The sequence below is a fragment of the Spirosoma spitsbergense DSM 19989 genome, assembly GCF_000374085.1.
GTDB classification, from domain to species: Bacteria; Bacteroidota; Bacteroidia; order Cytophagales; family Spirosomataceae; genus Spirosoma; species Spirosoma spitsbergense.
The window spans coordinates 45,442-60,540 of the sequence record NZ_KB893562.1 but is presented as its reverse complement, the minus strand read 5'-3'; the positions used below and the strand labels follow the sequence as shown (position 1 = coordinate 60,540).

Below are 15,099 nucleotides of genomic sequence, written 5' to 3'. Positions count from 1 at the left end.
GGGGCTTAGATGATAATAAATCAGAATTGTCATCACCTCACTAAGAGTGAGTTGACTGGGATGATTCTTCTTGTAAGCACCACAGTGGTGAAGAGCTTTAGCAATGATTGAGCGTTGTGCTTTGCAAAAGTCATCGACATCGCAGTAAATTTCGGTCAGCATGTGAGTTCGGGGCTGGTTAGTTTTGTTTGGTTAGCACCCAAAACTACCAATTTCGGCTCATATGCCCTTTAAACGCCGGTTTTAAGAATTTCACAATCCCATAGTTCGCGTTAAAACTTAGTGTAATACGCTCTGCCTGGGATTGCCTGCCTGTCACCAGGCAGAGCGTCCCGAAGGAAGGTTTGCAGCCCAACGCCTTCATGTGTGTAAAGCGGGGCGGCCCGTGCTGCTCCTACGTCGCCATCAGCCCGTGCTGGTATTGGGTGCATAGCCAATCATTAAAAAAAAAGTGTATTTACTATCGTCCAGGCGACAGCTTGCACACCCCCCAACAGGCGCTATTTATAGTCAAATGGCATACCGTTTTACGCCTTATCTTATCTCCAGCTTGTAGGGTTTGTTGTCCGTTGATGATAAAGCCCGGAATTTCTCGAATCTTGCTTTATTACGGCCCTCACGCCCGTGAAGTTCAACATGAAAGTCCATTTCTTTCACCTGCTCCGTAGTGTACATGTGTAAACCAATGGAGCCAAACACATTCAAATGAACCTGGCAATTGGCGCAGCCTTCAACTTTCCAGCGACTCAATACGGAATGATAACCCAGCAGGTATTTTCGGTTTTTGACGGTGGCAAAGGCGGCCACGATAAAGGAGCCTTTTATACCGGCCCTGTTTATACCTGAGATATGGAGTTTCAGGCTGCTTTTTGGCTCAACAGCTGCCGAAACGAGTTCTGTGCGTTTTTTTTGGGGTGCTAAAGAGCCTTCACTGTATTGGTAACCAAGCTGTTTTTCAATGTTCACACAATCAGCCGATGTATAGAAATCCCCATTAGCCTTCCTGAATGGCTGTAGAGCGGTGTCCATACGCAGCATCTCATTCTCGGTTTGTCCGTTCGCCGGCCCCTGTCCATTACCACCGTTATAGCCATTAAAGTTACCCGGATCATTGGGATCCGCTGATATCTCCAAATGATCGGTAAACCCATGTTTTTGTTGCCACAACCAGAACACCCGGTCTATATTACAATGGTGAAAGTAGAATATTGGATCCAGGCCAGCGGTATCATTTTCACCCATATCGGCATTGGCATCGGAAATCTGCGAGAAGTCGCTGCCAGGGCCACCCTGGTTCACGGTAGCAGGCAGATTGAAGCCGCCCACCGATAGATGAATGTCGTTGTGCGGCTGTTCCAGCGCAACGACCTGTTTTTCAGGAGCATTGACTTCATTGAAATGAGCAGCCGACTGAACATTGGAGAAGGCGTTGTAATTGGGCGCATCCAGGCAATCCGCAAACGCTTTCGCAATTCCTGCGGCAGTCGTATGAACGGGTGGCTTATCGGAAGGCGAAAAATTGGCATCCGGCACATAATACACCTGGTAATTCAACCACTGTAAAATGTTAGCGTTCAGGATAGCCACATTCGTATTATAATCGGTAAACATCGAGTTGTGCTCCGCCGTTTGCTCCTGAAAATCAGACGAGCCGACCAGACCCGATAGCGGGTACCGCACTGTTTTATACCCTTCGGGTTTGGAGTAATCAGAAAAGTCTCCCTGTATCGTGTCGGTGATGGCGGCAGGAAACGTGAAGGAGGCTAACGGGTTTTCAATCTTTTTCCCCGCACACCAGATATGTTGCGCTTTAAGGCAGTCGGGAACGGTATGCCTGAACGTAAAATACTGGTCTGTCAGCGAGTGCGGTATGCCGTACGTTGTCGAATACGTGTCTGTTTCATCCCAGTACGGCATCATGACATCTTCGCATCCGGGTGTGGTCTGCAAAGCCTTTTCCAGGCGATGCAGATAGGCCCGGTGCCAGGTAGGAAACAGCACATTTGCATGGTTGCAATAGCCCCCCCACCACTGCGGATTCGTTGCTCCTTCTCCAGCGAAAGGTTCACCGTGAAAGCCCCCTATGATGAAAAACGAATTCGGGTCATCGGGCGGAAGCGCCTTTATATACGCCCAGGCGGTCATCACTTTCGCAAGGTCTTCATTTATACCTTTTTCGTATTCGTGTTCGAGTTCGAGAATGGATCGGCGAACACCCGGTGTCGAATATTTTTTCATCTGTATAGGGGTTAAAGGGTCATTTTTTGACAAAAGGCAACGGTAAATACCTGCCCGTAAAACTATGTAACAGAGAGCCGGCACCAACAAGCAACATGGCCAATCCAGGCAGGTAGGGTTGGTAAGGGAAAAAGATTCGGGCTGATAAAATCACTACGGCACCGGCAAAACTAAATGCAAACGGCAGGTACCCTTTCTGCGGGATTTTTTTAACAACGACGTATAGATGGATGCCTAAAAACAAAAATAATACGGGCAGGATCCAGGGCATGTAGGGTAATCGGGTTAACCCAAAACTGCCAAACATGCTCATATAGACAGCCCAGCAGAGGGGGCATTTGGGGAAAAGGGCGATCAATATACTCGTTACGATAGCGGGTACCGGTCTGGTCGTTTTTCCGATACGGTTGAAGAAGGCCCGTCTTTTCGTTTCCTGCGAATACGCGTTACACGTGCAGGTAGTTTTTGGATGTTCCATGACTACGAAGGCTTTTCCGGTTGATACACGGCATAAAATGTACTTAGGTATACAGGGCACCCTATACCCCAACTAATCATAGATCCAGCGTGAACCACTCACGATGCCTATGCCCTGCAACCATAACATCGCGGGACTTCCGTATTGGATAGATCCCTTAGGTTTGTGCTACCAGCCAGTATTATACATTCTGCCTGTAATACCCATCGTTATCGGCTATCTCAGGGCTCAGGTTAGCCCGACCAAGTTCAAGTGTAGTAAACATAGGTCTAGGTACTGATACCTACTTTGTTGGCGTTGGCTGACGTAATGCCGGTGTACTGTTTCGACACATGACTACCCGGTAGTAGGTCGTTTTCTCCGTCGGGGCCGTGACTCAGTCCACGTAGCCAGTGTATAGGCAATGTCTTGTACCGGGCAGAAAGGGCTACCCTATCTCACGGATTCTACTTGTTTTGTCAACTATAAATCTCCCGCTTTCGTCAACAAAAAACGTATAGCCACCTGATACTGTCAAGGGTAAATTTCCCGTATCTTATTTTCCGGATCAGTATACTAAAATTCCCTGTTAGCGTAAGAAGCTGCCCTTCCAGTTCGACTTCCACCCCAACCAGACGGTACTCTTTACTCAATTGAAGCCCGATACCAACTCAAAAGCACAAAGAATCATCCTGGGAGCATCTTCTGAGTACGTCCGTTTCCTAACTTGCGAACCCGGCCAGCCAGCCGTGGGGCTACTCCCGACTCATTCGACAATCGTTTCCTTATGACCCTCAATCAACAATTTACGGACCTTTACCCCAATGCCTTTTTTCTGGAAGAACGCGCAAGCCCTGAATTACAACAGTTACTGACAAACCATGGGTGGATACGTCCCGGCGAGTCGATTGAGTCCGTGCAAAAACCGGGTGAGGGGAATATGAATGTGGTGGTTCGGGTCCGTACCAATCACCAGACGTTTATTCTCAAACAGGCCCGTCCCTGGGTGCAGAAGTACCCACAGGTACCCGCCCCGATGGAGCGTATCGGCGTGGAAGCACAGTTTTACCAGTGTATCGACGCCAATGCCGCGCTCCGGGCGTTTGTCCCGAAACTGATTGGGTATGATGCCGCCAATTTCCTGCTGGCCCTGGAAGACCTCGGCAACGGAGCTGATTTCACCTTTCTTTACCAACCCCACCAGATACTTCCAGCGGCCGCCCTGACCTCGCTAGTGCAGTTCCTATCGGTTCTGCATACCCTCCAGCTTACCGGCGAACAGTCGGATTTTCCGGATAATCGGGCCATGCGGTTGCTTAACCACGAGCACATTTTCAATTTCCCCTTTCGAACGGATACCGGGTTTAATCTCGATTCGGTACAACCCGGTCTGGAAGCCCTTTCGCTACCCTACCGGAATCATGATGCTCTGAAAAAGAAAATTACGGAACTGGGCGATGTTTATCTGCAACCGGGTCCGGTACTCATTCATGGGGATTACTACCCCGGTAGCTGGCTGAGCGTGGCATCCGGCACGAAGGTGATAGACCCGGAATTCGGCTTTTTCGGGCGACCAGAATTCGACCTCGGTGTGATGCTCGCCCACATGAAACTGGCTCAGCAAAGTGATCTGGTTCAGCAACAGGTGCTGGACCAATACCGAATGCCCACCCATTTCGACTCCACTTTATTGCGCGGCTTTATCGGTACCGAGATGCTCCGGCGGCTCCTGGGGCTGGCTCAACTGCCCCTCCCCCTCGATCTGGCGCAGAAAAAAGTGCTGCTGGAAGAAGCCACCGTGTTTGTGCTGGAAGCAGTTTGATGACCAGTTCTGTCGGTGATAATATTTTCATGTCCTGGCGTTCCGTAGAAAATGGCCTGGTTTGTCCAGACAGTCAGGTCAGGAAAGGTACTGATCAACGATAGGTTTTGCGCCAATCAGTTACTGAAAACAGACAGAAATCACTTTCCGGGACAACCGCGCCAAACGGATAGACGAACAAACGGGTTAGCAACAGACGTTTGGCGTAGCCCCATAAACGGCGTAACTTGTCCGTACGTCAACTGCACTTTTATGGCTCCGTTTCATTTGCTTTTACTGCTCTCTGTCCTGATCGCTCCCGACTCAGTACCCGCCACAAAAATAAATGGGGTCAATTTTGTGGCACCGGTAAAGGCCGTTCCCGCATCCTGCATGACGCCGGTTAGAGACCTGAATGCTGGCTGGGTAGCCCTGAACCCCTACGCTTTTGTCAAAAGAGGACAGCCAGAGGTTACCTTCAATACCAATGGACACTGGTGGGGGGAGCGACCAGAAGGAATCCGTACCTGCATTCAGCACGCGCATCAGCAGGGGTTGAAGGTGATGGTAAAACCCCACGTCTGGGTAGCCGGTCAGGGCTGGGCGGGCGATTTCACTCTGGACAACGAAGCCGACTGGCAGCGTTGGGAAACGACCTATACGCAGTATGTACTCACCCTCGCCGACCTGGCAAAAGAAACCGATGCCGATATGTTCTGTGTCGGTACGGAGTTTCGGCAGGTGACCCGACAACGGCCTGCTTTCTGGAAACGGCTTATTCAGCAGGTACGCGCTCATTACGGCGGTCCGCTCACCTATGCAGCCAACTGGGACGAGTACGAACGCATTTCGTTCTGGCCCCTGCTCGATTACATTGGCGTGGATGCTTACTTCCCACTGTCGGAAAGCGACACGCCCGGCATAGCGGAGTTGATGGTAGCCTGGAAAAAACCCGCCAAACGATTACAGGCCTTCTCGCTGAAGCAGCAAAAACCCATGCTGTTTACCGAGTACGGATACCGCAGTGTAGATCGCACAGCGGGCAAGCAATGGGAACTGCCGGATAGCTGGAACCAGAAAGCACCGGTCAACCTGGTGGCTCAGCAGAATGCCTACGCGGCCCTGTTCCGGACCTTTTGGCAGCAGCCCTGGTTTGCGGGTGGTTTTCTGTGGAAGTGGTACGAGGATAATGAGAAAGCAGGCGGTCCGCAAAATGATGATTATACCCCCCAGCGCAAACCGGCCGAAGCGCTCATCCGGCAGCAGTACGGGCAGTGAGAGCAGCGGTAGAAGCAGTCATCTGACACCATAAACCTTACCAGGGATGGAAATTTCTGCAACGATAAAAAGTAGTTTCGGAAGCCATGAAATTGCGGTTCACACCAATGAGTCGGTGAAGGAAATGCATATTTCCCCAAAACCGGACGGTTTCGGTTCATCCATAAACGGGGGTGAATTACTTTTGCTGTCATTGGCTACCTGTTTCTGCAATGACATTTACCGGGAAGCCCAAAAACGAAATTTAACCCTATCAGGGGTGGAGGTCGTGGTAAAGGGAGGGTTTGGTGGGGAGGGAGAACCCGGCTCGGATTTTACCTATACCGTTAACGTAACCGCTGATGCACCCAAAGCGGCCATCGATGAGTTGATACGATACACCGACAACATCGCCGAGATTCATAACACGCTCCGGCAAGGACTGGCGATTACCCTGGTCAGGTAAAACCGACGGGGAACGGTAGCTATCATTTCCTTCTAAATCGAAACAACTATTAGTTAATTCTCTGACCTTTAGGAATTTTAATTCCTGTAAACATTTTTTTGTACGTGGCCTGGTATCATACTTTTTTTCACGGATTACCCCAACTGGCCTGGAAAGCGGCTCAAACGGAGGAACAAACACAACTCGATATTGAATTACTGGTCGACACACTGGATTTTGGTCCCGGCGACCGGCTACTCGACGTGTTCTGCGGGTATGGTCGTCATGCCATTCCGCTGGCCCGGATGGGTGCGCGTGTAACGGGCGTAGACATAGCGACCGATTACATTGCTGAATTACAACGGATCGCTACCACTAAAAAATTACCGGTAATTGCCGTAGCGGATGATTTTCTGACTATGCCCGAAGAAGATCTGGGTGCTGCTGCGTCCTTCGATGCGGCTTACTGCCTGGGTAATAGTTTCAGTTTCTTTGCCCGTCCCGAGATGCTGGCTTTTTTAACGCGTATCGCTACGCGCTTAAAACCCGGCGGACGATTTCTGGCCCACTCCGAAATGGTGGCCGAATCGGTACTACCCGACTACCAGACCCGCAACTGGCTCTCCGTACCAATGCCCAATGGTGAACCCATTTTGCTCCTGGTCGAGAATGACTATTTGCCCCTGGAGAGCCGAATCGACTCACAGTTGACCTACGTAAAATCCGGAGAGGTACAGACCAGAGTGGCACAACACCATATTTACACCCTGGCCGAGTTCGGGCAATTATTTTCAGAAGCGGGGCTATCCATTATTGGTTGCTACGGTACCGTCCAGGGTGAGCCTTATGAACTTGGTGACGAAGCCGCCTGGTTGCTGGCCGAGAAAAGTTAACGTTACTAAAAATGAATTTCGTCCATAGTGCTATGTATCTGTATATCAACCGAACGCGTCTCCAGAAAGTGTATTAATGACGCATTATCGTTTACTTTTTAAAGAAATAATCTATCAAATCGGGAAAATGCTAATAAAATATGTAATTTCCACTCACTTTAACACCGTTAACTAAGTTTAATAACCTAACTTCTATGGAAACTATTGAGCGTAAGCCGCGAAACCGTGAGCAAATCCGCTCCGGCATTTTAAAGACAGCCAAATCCATTGCCCGACAGGAAGGATGGCAAGCCGTTTCTATTCGTAAAATAGCTGACGCGATTGAGTACAGTGCCCCTGTTGTTTATGAATACTTCGACAGCAAAGATGTACTATTGGATGAGATTCGAAGTGAAGGATTTCGCTACCTGTATCAGGAATACGACCGCATTGTAAACCTATACCGTGACCCCGAAAAACGCCTGTATGAAATTTCGCTGGTGCAATGGGAGTTCGCCCGCCAACAGCCTGAAATCTATCAGGTTATGTATAATATGAGTGGTGCGCTGTGTACAATGCCTATTTATGAGTCGGAGTCCATGCAAGCCGTAAGCCGCATCGTTTGTAAAACAATTTTCTCGTTTATCCCAAAATCAGAGGAAAGTATCAAACGGTTGTATTTTCAGTGGTGGTCCATATCACACGGCATGATTATGCTGGCTATGCTACTGAAAGATGAGCAACCACTCGATCATTCGGAACAGATCTACCGCGAATCGATGCGTCGGTTCGTTCGTGACCTCCGCTAGCATACTGTAGGGTATTTACAGGGAAATTCGCCCGTAGGCTCTGCGTGTGTGGTGATCAGTATGCCTAAACCTGTTTCTCCCACATCTTCAGGCTATTTATTCCCCTTGCTTCGCTGTTAAGTATACCCAACGTTTGTGAAGTCTGGACTAAGCGTAAGAATCCTTCTTCTTTGCTGTATAATAACCTACCTGGGGATAGAAGGATATGACGGGAAATGGAACATGCCTATACTAGCCTGGCAGTTAGTAGGCCTCTTTGTTGGTTCACCACTGATCAAAATCCTTTCCGGATCAGTCCTTTTGTGCTGGTTTTATCTTTGCGCAATACTACTAAAGGTAACACTTCTGAAAGAGACTACCGTGTTGACCGATAGACTGGTCGTTGCTTTTGGTGGTCTGTATCTGTTAGCACTATTTTATGGGTACGATCAAATCAAGGTTTATTCAACGTTAGGCCACATAAACATAAGCCTGCTGTTTTATATCTTACCTTTCGCCCTCTTCGTAGTTTCTACTAAGCTGCTATTCAAGCAATTGAACAAAGCGAAATGGGATCATTAAAAACGAATTCCCACCTTTGCATCAGTGCATAGGAAGGGATTTTATTCTCCCGCCGGCTACATCGTCTACGCTGTGCTGGATAATAAAAGCCTTGGGATCTATGGCTATAATAATGCTACGTAAGCGACTGATTTCCAGACGAGTGATCAAAGTGTAGAGAATATCTTCTGCCGGTCGGTGACTGCCCTGCTTTCCATACCCACCCTGCCCTTTCAGCAGCGTAACGCCCCAGCCCTGCTCAATAATACGCTCCCGGATCAGCTGACTTTTGGACGAAACGATTAGAATGGCCGTGTACTCCTCAATACCGTGAATGATAAAATCCACCGTTTTAGACGCGGCAAAGTAGGTGATCATGGAATAGAGCGCCGGATTGGTACCCAGAAAAAAAGCGGCTGCTCCAAAAATAAGCACGTTGAGTATCAGAATGATATCACTGACTTTGAGCGCGGGACTGCTCCGGCTGATTAGCAGGGCTGCAATTTCGGTACCATCGAGCACGGCTCCTCCACGTATGGCCAGTCCAATACCCGCTCCGATGAAGAATCCCCCAAAAACTGCCGTCAACAACAAATCGGGCGTAACATCAGGGTAGGGAATAATAGCCAGACTAATTGACAGACCAGCAATAGCCAATACACTTTTGAAGGCAAATTGCCGACCGAAACGCCGGTACCCCAGGCCAATAAACGGCAGATTAATAACCAGCAGCCAGATGGGCAGGGGAACATTCACGATGGAGGCCAGCAACATCGAGATACCCGTAACACCACCATCAATAAAGTGGCTCGACATCAGAAAACCTTTGATACCCATGCCTGCACTGAGTACCCCGGCAATGATAAAAACGGCATCTTTAATCAGGGAGGCAGCGGTCGGCGGTCGTGTCATACAGTAACGTTGTGAGATAGGGTAATTAACCAGTGAGGGGTAGAAAGCAGCAGTATCAACACTGTCGCCTTCTACCCCTCACTGAGCTTTAATTAATATAGCCCTTCGATGGATAAATAACGTTCACCCGTATCGTAGCAGAATGTAAGGATGCGGCTGCCAGGAGCCAGCTCGGGCAATTTTTTATGAATAGCAGCCAGCGACGCGCCCGACGAAATCCCAATAAACGTCCCTTCTTCCCTGGCCGACCGCCGGGCCATTTCGAAGGATTCTTCCTTGCTGACCTGGATGCTGCCATCCAACACGTCGGTATGCAGATTTACGGGTATGAAACCCGCGCCGATACCCTGAATGGGGTGGGGTCCTGGTGCGCCACCGCTAATTACGGGTGATAGTTCCGGCTCTACGGCGTACACTTTCAGATTCGGAAATTTCTGTTTCAGCACCTGCCCTACCCCGGTTATGTGTCCGCCCGTACCAACACCCGTAATCAGCACATCGAGACCCTCGGGAAAGTCGGCCAGGATTTCGGCTGCGGTTGTTTGAACATGGATGTCGATGTTGGCCTGGTTTTCGAACTGTTGCGGCATCCAGGCATCAGGTGTTTGGGCAACCAGTTCCTGGGCACGTTCGATAGCTCCTTTCATTCCCTTCTCGCGGGGTGTCAGGTCAAATTCGGCCCCGTAAGCGGCCATAATCTTACGTCGTTCAATGCTCATGGATTCGGGCATGACCAGAATAATTTTGTAGCCCTTTACGGCTGCCACCATCGCCAGGCCAATACCTGTATTGCCCGATGTTGGTTCAATTATAGTGCTGTTGGCATTGAGAAGTCCCTTTGCTTCGGCATCCTCAATCATAGCCAGCGCAATACGGTCTTTTATACTGGCACCAGGGTTAGCCCGCTCCAGCTTTGTCCAGACTTCATAGCCGGGAAATAACCTGTTGATGCGTACATGGGGCGTTCGTCCAATGGTTTCGAGAATGGAAGCAGCTTTCATAAATGACAGGGTGAAGGAGTAAAAGGTAGACGATACGTAAGTGGCAAGCACGACTTACGACCAATAAGAGTTCTATTTCAGATGACAAAATTAATGGGCTCTGCTGATTCCAGCGACCGTAATCGAACATCTGTCTGATGCTGATTAAATACGAGCGAATGCGCTTCAACGCTGCTGGTGAGCCAGACGTTGCCACCAATTACGGAGTCGTGCCCAACCACCGTATGCCCCCCCAGAATGGTAGCGTTGGCATAAATGACCACGTTATTCTCAATGGTTGGGTGCCGTTTTTTCTGAGCCATCGACTTCGCTACGTGCGTAGCGCCCAGCGTTACGCCCTGATAAATTTTGACGTTATTACCAATAACGGTCGTTTCGCCGATAACGACTCCGGTACCGTGATCAATAAAAAACGACTGGCCAATTTGCGCCCCCGGATGAATGTCGATTCCCGTTTGCCCGTGTGCATACTCGGTTAACATGCGGGGTAACAGCGGCACATTTTGTTTCAATAGCGCGTGGGCAATTCGATAAACAGCAATAGCGTAGAAACCAGGATAAACGGCTACGACCTCTTCGATCCCAACGGCCGCCGGGTCATTGTCGGCAATGGCGTGCGCATCGAACAGCAAACCATCGTAAATGATTGGTAGCTGGTCAAAGAAGCGTTCGGATACTATCTCCGGGCTGTTTGTCAGGTTTTTTTCCAGTGGGTATAGCAGGCAAACAAGTTGTTCGTGCAGATTTTGATACGTTTCCTCTACGTGCTGCGATATGGATCGGCAGTCCTGCGTTACGGGAAACAGCAGGCGCATCAACTGGTCGATAAACCGTCCGGCATCGGGCCTCGATGGTAGTTTATACCGGTACTGCGACCGCTGGGTCTGGAGATGATCAAGGAAGGTATTGGTAGCCGAAGTCATGTTTTTTGAGCGATAAGCAGGCTTGGTAATTTGGTTGGTTATGCGTTACATAGTGGAATTTATACCCCATTACGTAGAAACACTACACTAAGATCTGATTCGTTAATAGGTAACAGGGTACGTAAAAACGAACATTTCCATGATTTTGGAACAAAATGCGGGCCGCAAAGTTCGCCCGGCATAATTGGAATCTCGTTTGCAGGACAAACCTTGGTAAACATATGAAACAAATACTCATGTTTGGTAAAACCTTAGTTACCTTTTTATTTTCGCTACTCGCTACGTCGGGCCTTTCGTGGTTCATCGCATCCGCCTGTCAGTCCAAAGAACAGGCCGTTACTATCGCCACCGACTCTACCGGCAATAGTACAGGAACCCTTGCAGCTGCCGTTGTCAATGCCTACCCAAAACTAACGTTCAACTCACCCGTGGAGTACACATATGCCAATGATGGTACCAACCGGGTATTCGTGATTGAGCAGGCCGGGAAAATCCGGGTATTCGAGAATGATGCCGCTGCTGCTTCAGCAGGAACTTACCTGGACATTCAGTCGAAAGTAGCGTCTGGGGGAGAAATGGGCCTGCTGGGCCTCGCTTTCCACCCCGATTTCAAACAGAACGGTTTTTTCTACGTGAATTATACGAAGAATAACCCGCGCGAAACCGTCGTCAGTCGGTTCAGGGCTTCGTCTGCTACTGCTTCAACAGCCGATCCTGGTTCGGAGGTTGTTCTGTTTCGGTTCGAGCAGCCTTACAGTAACCACAACGGGGGTAAAGTCCTGTTCGGACCGGATGGATACCTGTACGTGTCGACGGGTGACGGGGGTAGCGGGGGTGATCCGCAAAACAACGGACAGAACCGGAGTAGCTGGCTGGGGAAAATCCTGCGCGTAGATGTGAACAGTACCGAAAAAGGACAGTATGGTATTCCGGGTGATAACCCCTTTAAGGGCAACACCAATGGCTATCGGGAAGAAGTTTTTGCGTACGGTCTACGAAACCCCTGGCGTGTCAGTTTTGATAATAAAGGTCAGTTATGGGCAGGAGATGTTGGGCAGAACGCTATTGAAGAAGTAGACATCGTTACCAAAGGAGGTAATTTCGGCTGGCGGGTTAAAGAAGGTAATGCGGATTACAATGCCAAAGACAACACTGTGAATGCGGCTGATCTGGTTGCCCCCATCTGGCAATATACCCACGATAATGGCAACATTTCCGTTACGGGAGGCTATGTTTATCAGGGTACAGCAAACCCGGCTCTGACCGGAAAATACATTTACGCCGACTACGCCAGTGGTCGGGTTTGGGCCTTAACACCCAACGGAACCAAAGCGGCTTCCAATCAGGAGATTGTTTCCCGGGCAGGGAACATCTCGGCTTTTGGCATAGATCAAAAAAATGAACTATACCTCTGCGATTATGCATCGGGGCATATTCTGAAACTGACGGGTAAATAATTAATGATAGCTGAACGTGTTCAGCCGAAAGGAGTCGGTACTGTATCGACTCCTTTCTATTTACTCAACGGTACAAATAGCCATATTTCATCACCGGGAGTAATAGGTAAACCATTGTTGGACCGATGGTTAAGAAAAGTATATTAATTTTTTATTTCGACAATCTATTGAATACATTTACTCAACTTCTCCTTATACTAACCATAAAATGATACTACTCTCCCTAAATCCATCAACAGACCAGTTTAGAAAGTTTATAAACGATCTGTCTTATAGTGTCATGCTTTCCTTCCCCATTAAAAATAAGGAAGGAGAAATTATTGATTTTGAGCTCAAACTGTTCAACCCGTGTGCTAAAAGGGAATTACCGGCTTTACAGTTATGGCGCCCTGGTGCAACCTTATGGGAGCTATTTCAGGAAGATGCCGCCAATGGGTTATTTGCGCTTTACAAAAAAGTGCTGGACGGCAATACAACGCACAAAAGTGACTACTACTCCCCCGTCACAAAATTACAGTACCACAACGCATTACAGTCTTTCTATGGTGGTGTATTGGCCATCATAAAGCCCAGTAAAGCGATCAGAAAAAGGGGGTCGACATCAAAAGATTTTGATATGAGGCTAGCCCAGTATAAAGCAGCCGTATTTGAGCAGTACAGAATTTACCTGTAAAAGTCTGCCTGCGGTTACTTTTCCTTCAGTAACCGCAAAAGTACTCCGTTTGTCCAGCCAAAGCCATCCTGTGTGGGATATTCCCCCCCTTTAGCCGCTTTGGTACTAACGACGTCGTACTTCTCGACCATTTTGCCCGAAGCCTTGTAAACGCGCAGATTCTCGGCCACCCAGGCTGCTTTTATCTGATCGGCCAGTTTCGTTAGCTTATAGTTGCGTAGTCCCCGAATACTCATCCACTGCAACGGTGCCCAGCCATTAGGCGCATCCCATTGCTCGCCCGTGCGTACCAGCGTAGTCGTTAAACCGCCGGGTTTCAGGAAGTCGCGTTGTATGACCCGCGCCACCGCCTGGGCCTGCGATGCCGACGCAACGTTGAAAAAAAGCGGATAAACAGCCGCCAGTGAATACACCGCCGATTGTTTTCTAGCCACAAAGTCGTAGTCGAAGAAGAATTGACGTTTCCCATCCCAGCAGTATTTCAGTAGCGCATTACGCCGTTGCTGTGCTAACCGCAAGTACATCTGTGCCTGTTTCTGGTTTCCTTTCAGGCGATAGCCTTCGGCCAGCGTTTGCTCCAGATTGACCAGCAATGCATTCAGATCGACGGGTATAAAATCGGTCGTGTGAATGGTACGGAGCGTTTTTCCATCGCGAAACCAGCGGCTACTATAATCCCAGCCCGATTCGGCCCCGGCCCGCAAGTGGCGATAGAGTATCCGGTCTGTTTCGGGTTTAGCGGTTCCTGTTTGCCGGGCCAGCCCTACATCTTCTTTATACGATTCGGGGCGGGGCGTATCCCGGTCATCGTAATAACGGTTTAGAAAAACGCCGTCGGGCAGGCGTACCAGCCGCCGGTAAGCGGGGCTCTGAGTTGTTACCCTGGTCTTGCCATCCATCCAGAAATCATACTCCTGCTGCAACTGGGGCAGATAGGTCAGCAGAGTCTGACGGCCCTCTACCTCACGCAGGAGGTTGACCATCAGGGAGAAAAACGGTGGCTGCGACCGGCCCAGAAAATACGTCCGGTTTCCGTTCGGGATAAAGCCGAAGGTTTTGATCAGGTACGCAAAATTATTGACCATGTTCCTGATCTTGCTCCCCTGCCCCGACACCTGCAAACCCAGCATGGTAAAGTAGCTATCCCAGTAATAAATCTCACCAAACCGCCCACCGGGTACCACGTATGGATTAGGCAACGGAATCAGCGAACCAATCGGGTTACCCGCTTTTTGGGCAGGACGGGTAAGCACGGGCCATAGATCCATAATGTGCTGCTGGGCAGTTTGGCTGGCCTTACTGGTGTAGCCCGATGCGGGTTTGATGGGCAGGGTGAAATTATCCAGTACGAATGACTTGAGATCGAACCCCGCCTGCAATCGGGCTTTATCGTATTTGGCCAGAATAACAGCCGCCGGAAACTTCGGAGTGCAGTCGGCAAAGGTTTTTGAGTCCGGAAATACCGCCTTCAGCTGTACATCAGCAAACAGCTTTCCGAACAAAATGTCGGGGCCGGCCCACTTCCCCCTATCGACACCGGCGATAATGGTAGGCGTAACGGGCTGCTGGGCATTGGTCACAGCAAAACATAAGACGAGCAGTGGCGCAAATAGAAATCGATTTTTTACCTGTATCATGTGTATACACAACGAGTAGAATGGGGTATTAAGCTACATTAAATCCGTATCGGGTACTAATTTCCAGCACTTTCTCA

Annotated in this window: 15 protein-coding genes and 1 pseudogene; 7 read left to right on the top strand and 9 right to left on the bottom strand. The window is 49.4% G+C overall.

The window, feature by feature from the left end; all coding sequences use genetic code 11:
• From B157_RS40590 to B157_RS40130, 5 genes and pseudogenes are all read right to left on the bottom strand, one after another.
• Positions 1–162 (bottom strand): annotated as a pseudogene (locus B157_RS40590) (IS982 family transposase); the annotation flags it as partial.
• 110 nt (positions 163–272) lie between these two features.
• Positions 273–431, bottom strand: coding sequence for a hypothetical protein (locus B157_RS38440; RefSeq protein ID WP_157618530.1), 159 nt, complete (start codon positions 429–431; stop codon positions 273–275).
• Between the two features lie 103 nt (positions 432–534).
• Positions 535–2,238: a tyrosinase family protein gene (locus tag B157_RS0121430; RefSeq protein WP_020605360.1), complete on the bottom strand. Its 1,704-nt coding sequence runs from the start codon at positions 2,236–2,238 to the stop codon at positions 535–537.
• Between the two features lie 19 nt (positions 2,239–2,257).
• Positions 2,258–2,716, bottom strand: a complete 459-nt coding sequence (locus tag B157_RS0121425) for a hypothetical protein (RefSeq protein WP_020605359.1) — start codon at positions 2,714–2,716, stop codon at positions 2,258–2,260.
• Between the two features lie 269 nt (positions 2,717–2,985).
• Positions 2,986–3,120: a hypothetical protein gene (locus tag B157_RS40130; RefSeq protein ID WP_281168496.1), complete on the bottom strand. Its 135-nt coding sequence runs from the start codon at positions 3,118–3,120 to the stop codon at positions 2,986–2,988.
• A gap of 362 nt (positions 3,121–3,482) precedes the next feature.
• Here B157_RS40130 and B157_RS0121420 point away from each other — a divergent pair, with 362 nt between their 5' ends.
• The 5 genes from B157_RS0121420 to B157_RS0121400 all read left to right on the top strand — a co-directional run bounded on the left by B157_RS0121420 (position 3,483) and on the right by B157_RS0121400 (position 7,879).
• Complete coding sequence (locus tag B157_RS0121420; RefSeq protein ID WP_020605358.1) at positions 3,483–4,517, top strand: phosphotransferase; 1,035 nt, start codon at positions 3,483–3,485, stop codon at positions 4,515–4,517.
• 252 nt (positions 4,518–4,769) lie between these two features.
• Positions 4,770–5,774, top strand: a complete 1,005-nt coding sequence (locus B157_RS0121415; RefSeq protein WP_020605357.1) for a glycoside hydrolase family 113 — start codon at positions 4,770–4,772, stop codon at positions 5,772–5,774.
• Between the two features lie 46 nt (positions 5,775–5,820).
• On the top strand, positions 5,821–6,219 hold the full coding sequence (locus B157_RS0121410; protein ID WP_020605356.1) for an OsmC family protein: 399 nt from the start codon (positions 5,821–5,823) through the stop codon (positions 6,217–6,219).
• 104 nt (positions 6,220–6,323) lie between these two features.
• Positions 6,324–7,091, top strand: a complete 768-nt coding sequence (locus B157_RS0121405; RefSeq protein ID WP_026308865.1) for a class I SAM-dependent methyltransferase — start codon at positions 6,324–6,326, stop codon at positions 7,089–7,091.
• Positions 7,092–7,285: 194 nt separating this feature from the next.
• Positions 7,286–7,879, top strand: coding sequence for a TetR/AcrR family transcriptional regulator (locus B157_RS0121400; protein WP_020605354.1), 594 nt, complete (start codon positions 7,286–7,288; stop codon positions 7,877–7,879).
• Positions 7,880–8,461: 582 nt separating this feature from the next.
• On the opposite strand, the gene B157_RS0121390 is transcribed toward B157_RS0121400, so the two are convergent.
• The 3 genes from B157_RS0121390 to epsC form a co-directional block, all read right to left on the bottom strand.
• A complete protein-coding gene (locus B157_RS0121390) occupies positions 8,462–9,331 on the bottom strand; it encodes a YitT family protein (protein WP_020605352.1) in 870 nt (289 codons plus the stop codon).
• 92 nt (positions 9,332–9,423) lie between these two features.
• On the bottom strand, positions 9,424–10,332 hold the full coding sequence (cysK, locus tag B157_RS0121385; RefSeq protein WP_020605351.1) for a cysteine synthase A: 909 nt from the start codon (positions 10,330–10,332) through the stop codon (positions 9,424–9,426).
• Positions 10,333–10,409: 77 nt separating this feature from the next.
• Positions 10,410–11,255, bottom strand: a complete 846-nt coding sequence (gene epsC, locus B157_RS0121380) for a serine O-acetyltransferase EpsC (protein ID WP_020605350.1) — start codon at positions 11,253–11,255, stop codon at positions 10,410–10,412.
• A 221-nt stretch (positions 11,256–11,476) separates the two neighbouring features.
• Here epsC and B157_RS0121375 point away from each other — a divergent pair, with 221 nt between their 5' ends.
• Both B157_RS0121375 and B157_RS0121365 read left to right on the top strand, forming a co-directional pair.
• Complete coding sequence (locus tag B157_RS0121375) at positions 11,477–12,712, top strand: PQQ-dependent sugar dehydrogenase (RefSeq protein WP_020605349.1); 1,236 nt, start codon at positions 11,477–11,479, stop codon at positions 12,710–12,712.
• Between the two features lie 208 nt (positions 12,713–12,920).
• A complete protein-coding gene (locus tag B157_RS0121365) occupies positions 12,921–13,385 on the top strand; it encodes a hypothetical protein (RefSeq protein ID WP_020605348.1) in 465 nt (154 codons plus the stop codon).
• Between the two features lie 14 nt (positions 13,386–13,399).
• On the opposite strand, the gene treF is transcribed toward B157_RS0121365, so the two are convergent.
• Positions 13,400–15,022 (bottom strand): alpha,alpha-trehalase TreF, encoded by a 1,623-nt coding sequence (gene treF, locus B157_RS0121360; RefSeq protein ID WP_020605347.1) that lies wholly within the window; start codon positions 15,020–15,022, stop codon positions 13,400–13,402.
• Positions 15,023–15,099 lie beyond the last annotated feature (77 nt).

What these genes read in the sequence shown, in the direction of transcription:
- B157_RS38440 (WP_157618530.1), bottom strand. Translation starts at nt 431, where the DNA reads ATGCACCCAATACCAGCACGGGCTGATGGCGACGTAGGAGCAGCACGG.
- B157_RS0121430 (WP_020605360.1), bottom strand. Translation starts at nt 2,238, where the DNA reads ATGAAAAAATATTCGACACCGGGTGTTCGCCGATCCATTCTCGAACTC.
- B157_RS0121425 (WP_020605359.1), bottom strand. Translation starts at nt 2,716, where the DNA reads ATGGAACATCCAAAAACTACCTGCACGTGTAACGCGTATTCGCAGGAA.
- B157_RS0121420 (WP_020605358.1), top strand. Translation starts at nt 3,483, where the DNA reads ATGACCCTCAATCAACAATTTACGGACCTTTACCCCAATGCCTTTTTT.
- B157_RS0121415 (WP_020605357.1), top strand. Translation starts at nt 4,770, where the DNA reads ATGGCTCCGTTTCATTTGCTTTTACTGCTCTCTGTCCTGATCGCTCCC.
- B157_RS0121410 (WP_020605356.1), top strand. Translation starts at nt 5,821, where the DNA reads ATGGAAATTTCTGCAACGATAAAAAGTAGTTTCGGAAGCCATGAAATT.
- B157_RS0121400 (WP_020605354.1), top strand. Translation starts at nt 7,286, where the DNA reads ATGGAAACTATTGAGCGTAAGCCGCGAAACCGTGAGCAAATCCGCTCC.
- B157_RS0121390 (WP_020605352.1), bottom strand. Translation starts at nt 9,331, where the DNA reads ATGACACGACCGCCGACCGCTGCCTCCCTGATTAAAGATGCCGTTTTT.
- cysK (WP_020605351.1), bottom strand. Translation starts at nt 10,332, where the DNA reads ATGAAAGCTGCTTCCATTCTCGAAACCATTGGACGAACGCCCCATGTA.
- epsC (WP_020605350.1), bottom strand. Translation starts at nt 11,255, where the DNA reads ATGACTTCGGCTACCAATACCTTCCTTGATCATCTCCAGACCCAGCGG.
- B157_RS0121375 (WP_020605349.1), top strand. Translation starts at nt 11,477, where the DNA reads ATGAAACAAATACTCATGTTTGGTAAAACCTTAGTTACCTTTTTATTT.
- B157_RS0121365 (WP_020605348.1), top strand. Translation starts at nt 12,921, where the DNA reads ATGATACTACTCTCCCTAAATCCATCAACAGACCAGTTTAGAAAGTTT.
- treF (WP_020605347.1), bottom strand. Translation starts at nt 15,022, where the DNA reads ATGATACAGGTAAAAAATCGATTTCTATTTGCGCCACTGCTCGTCTTA.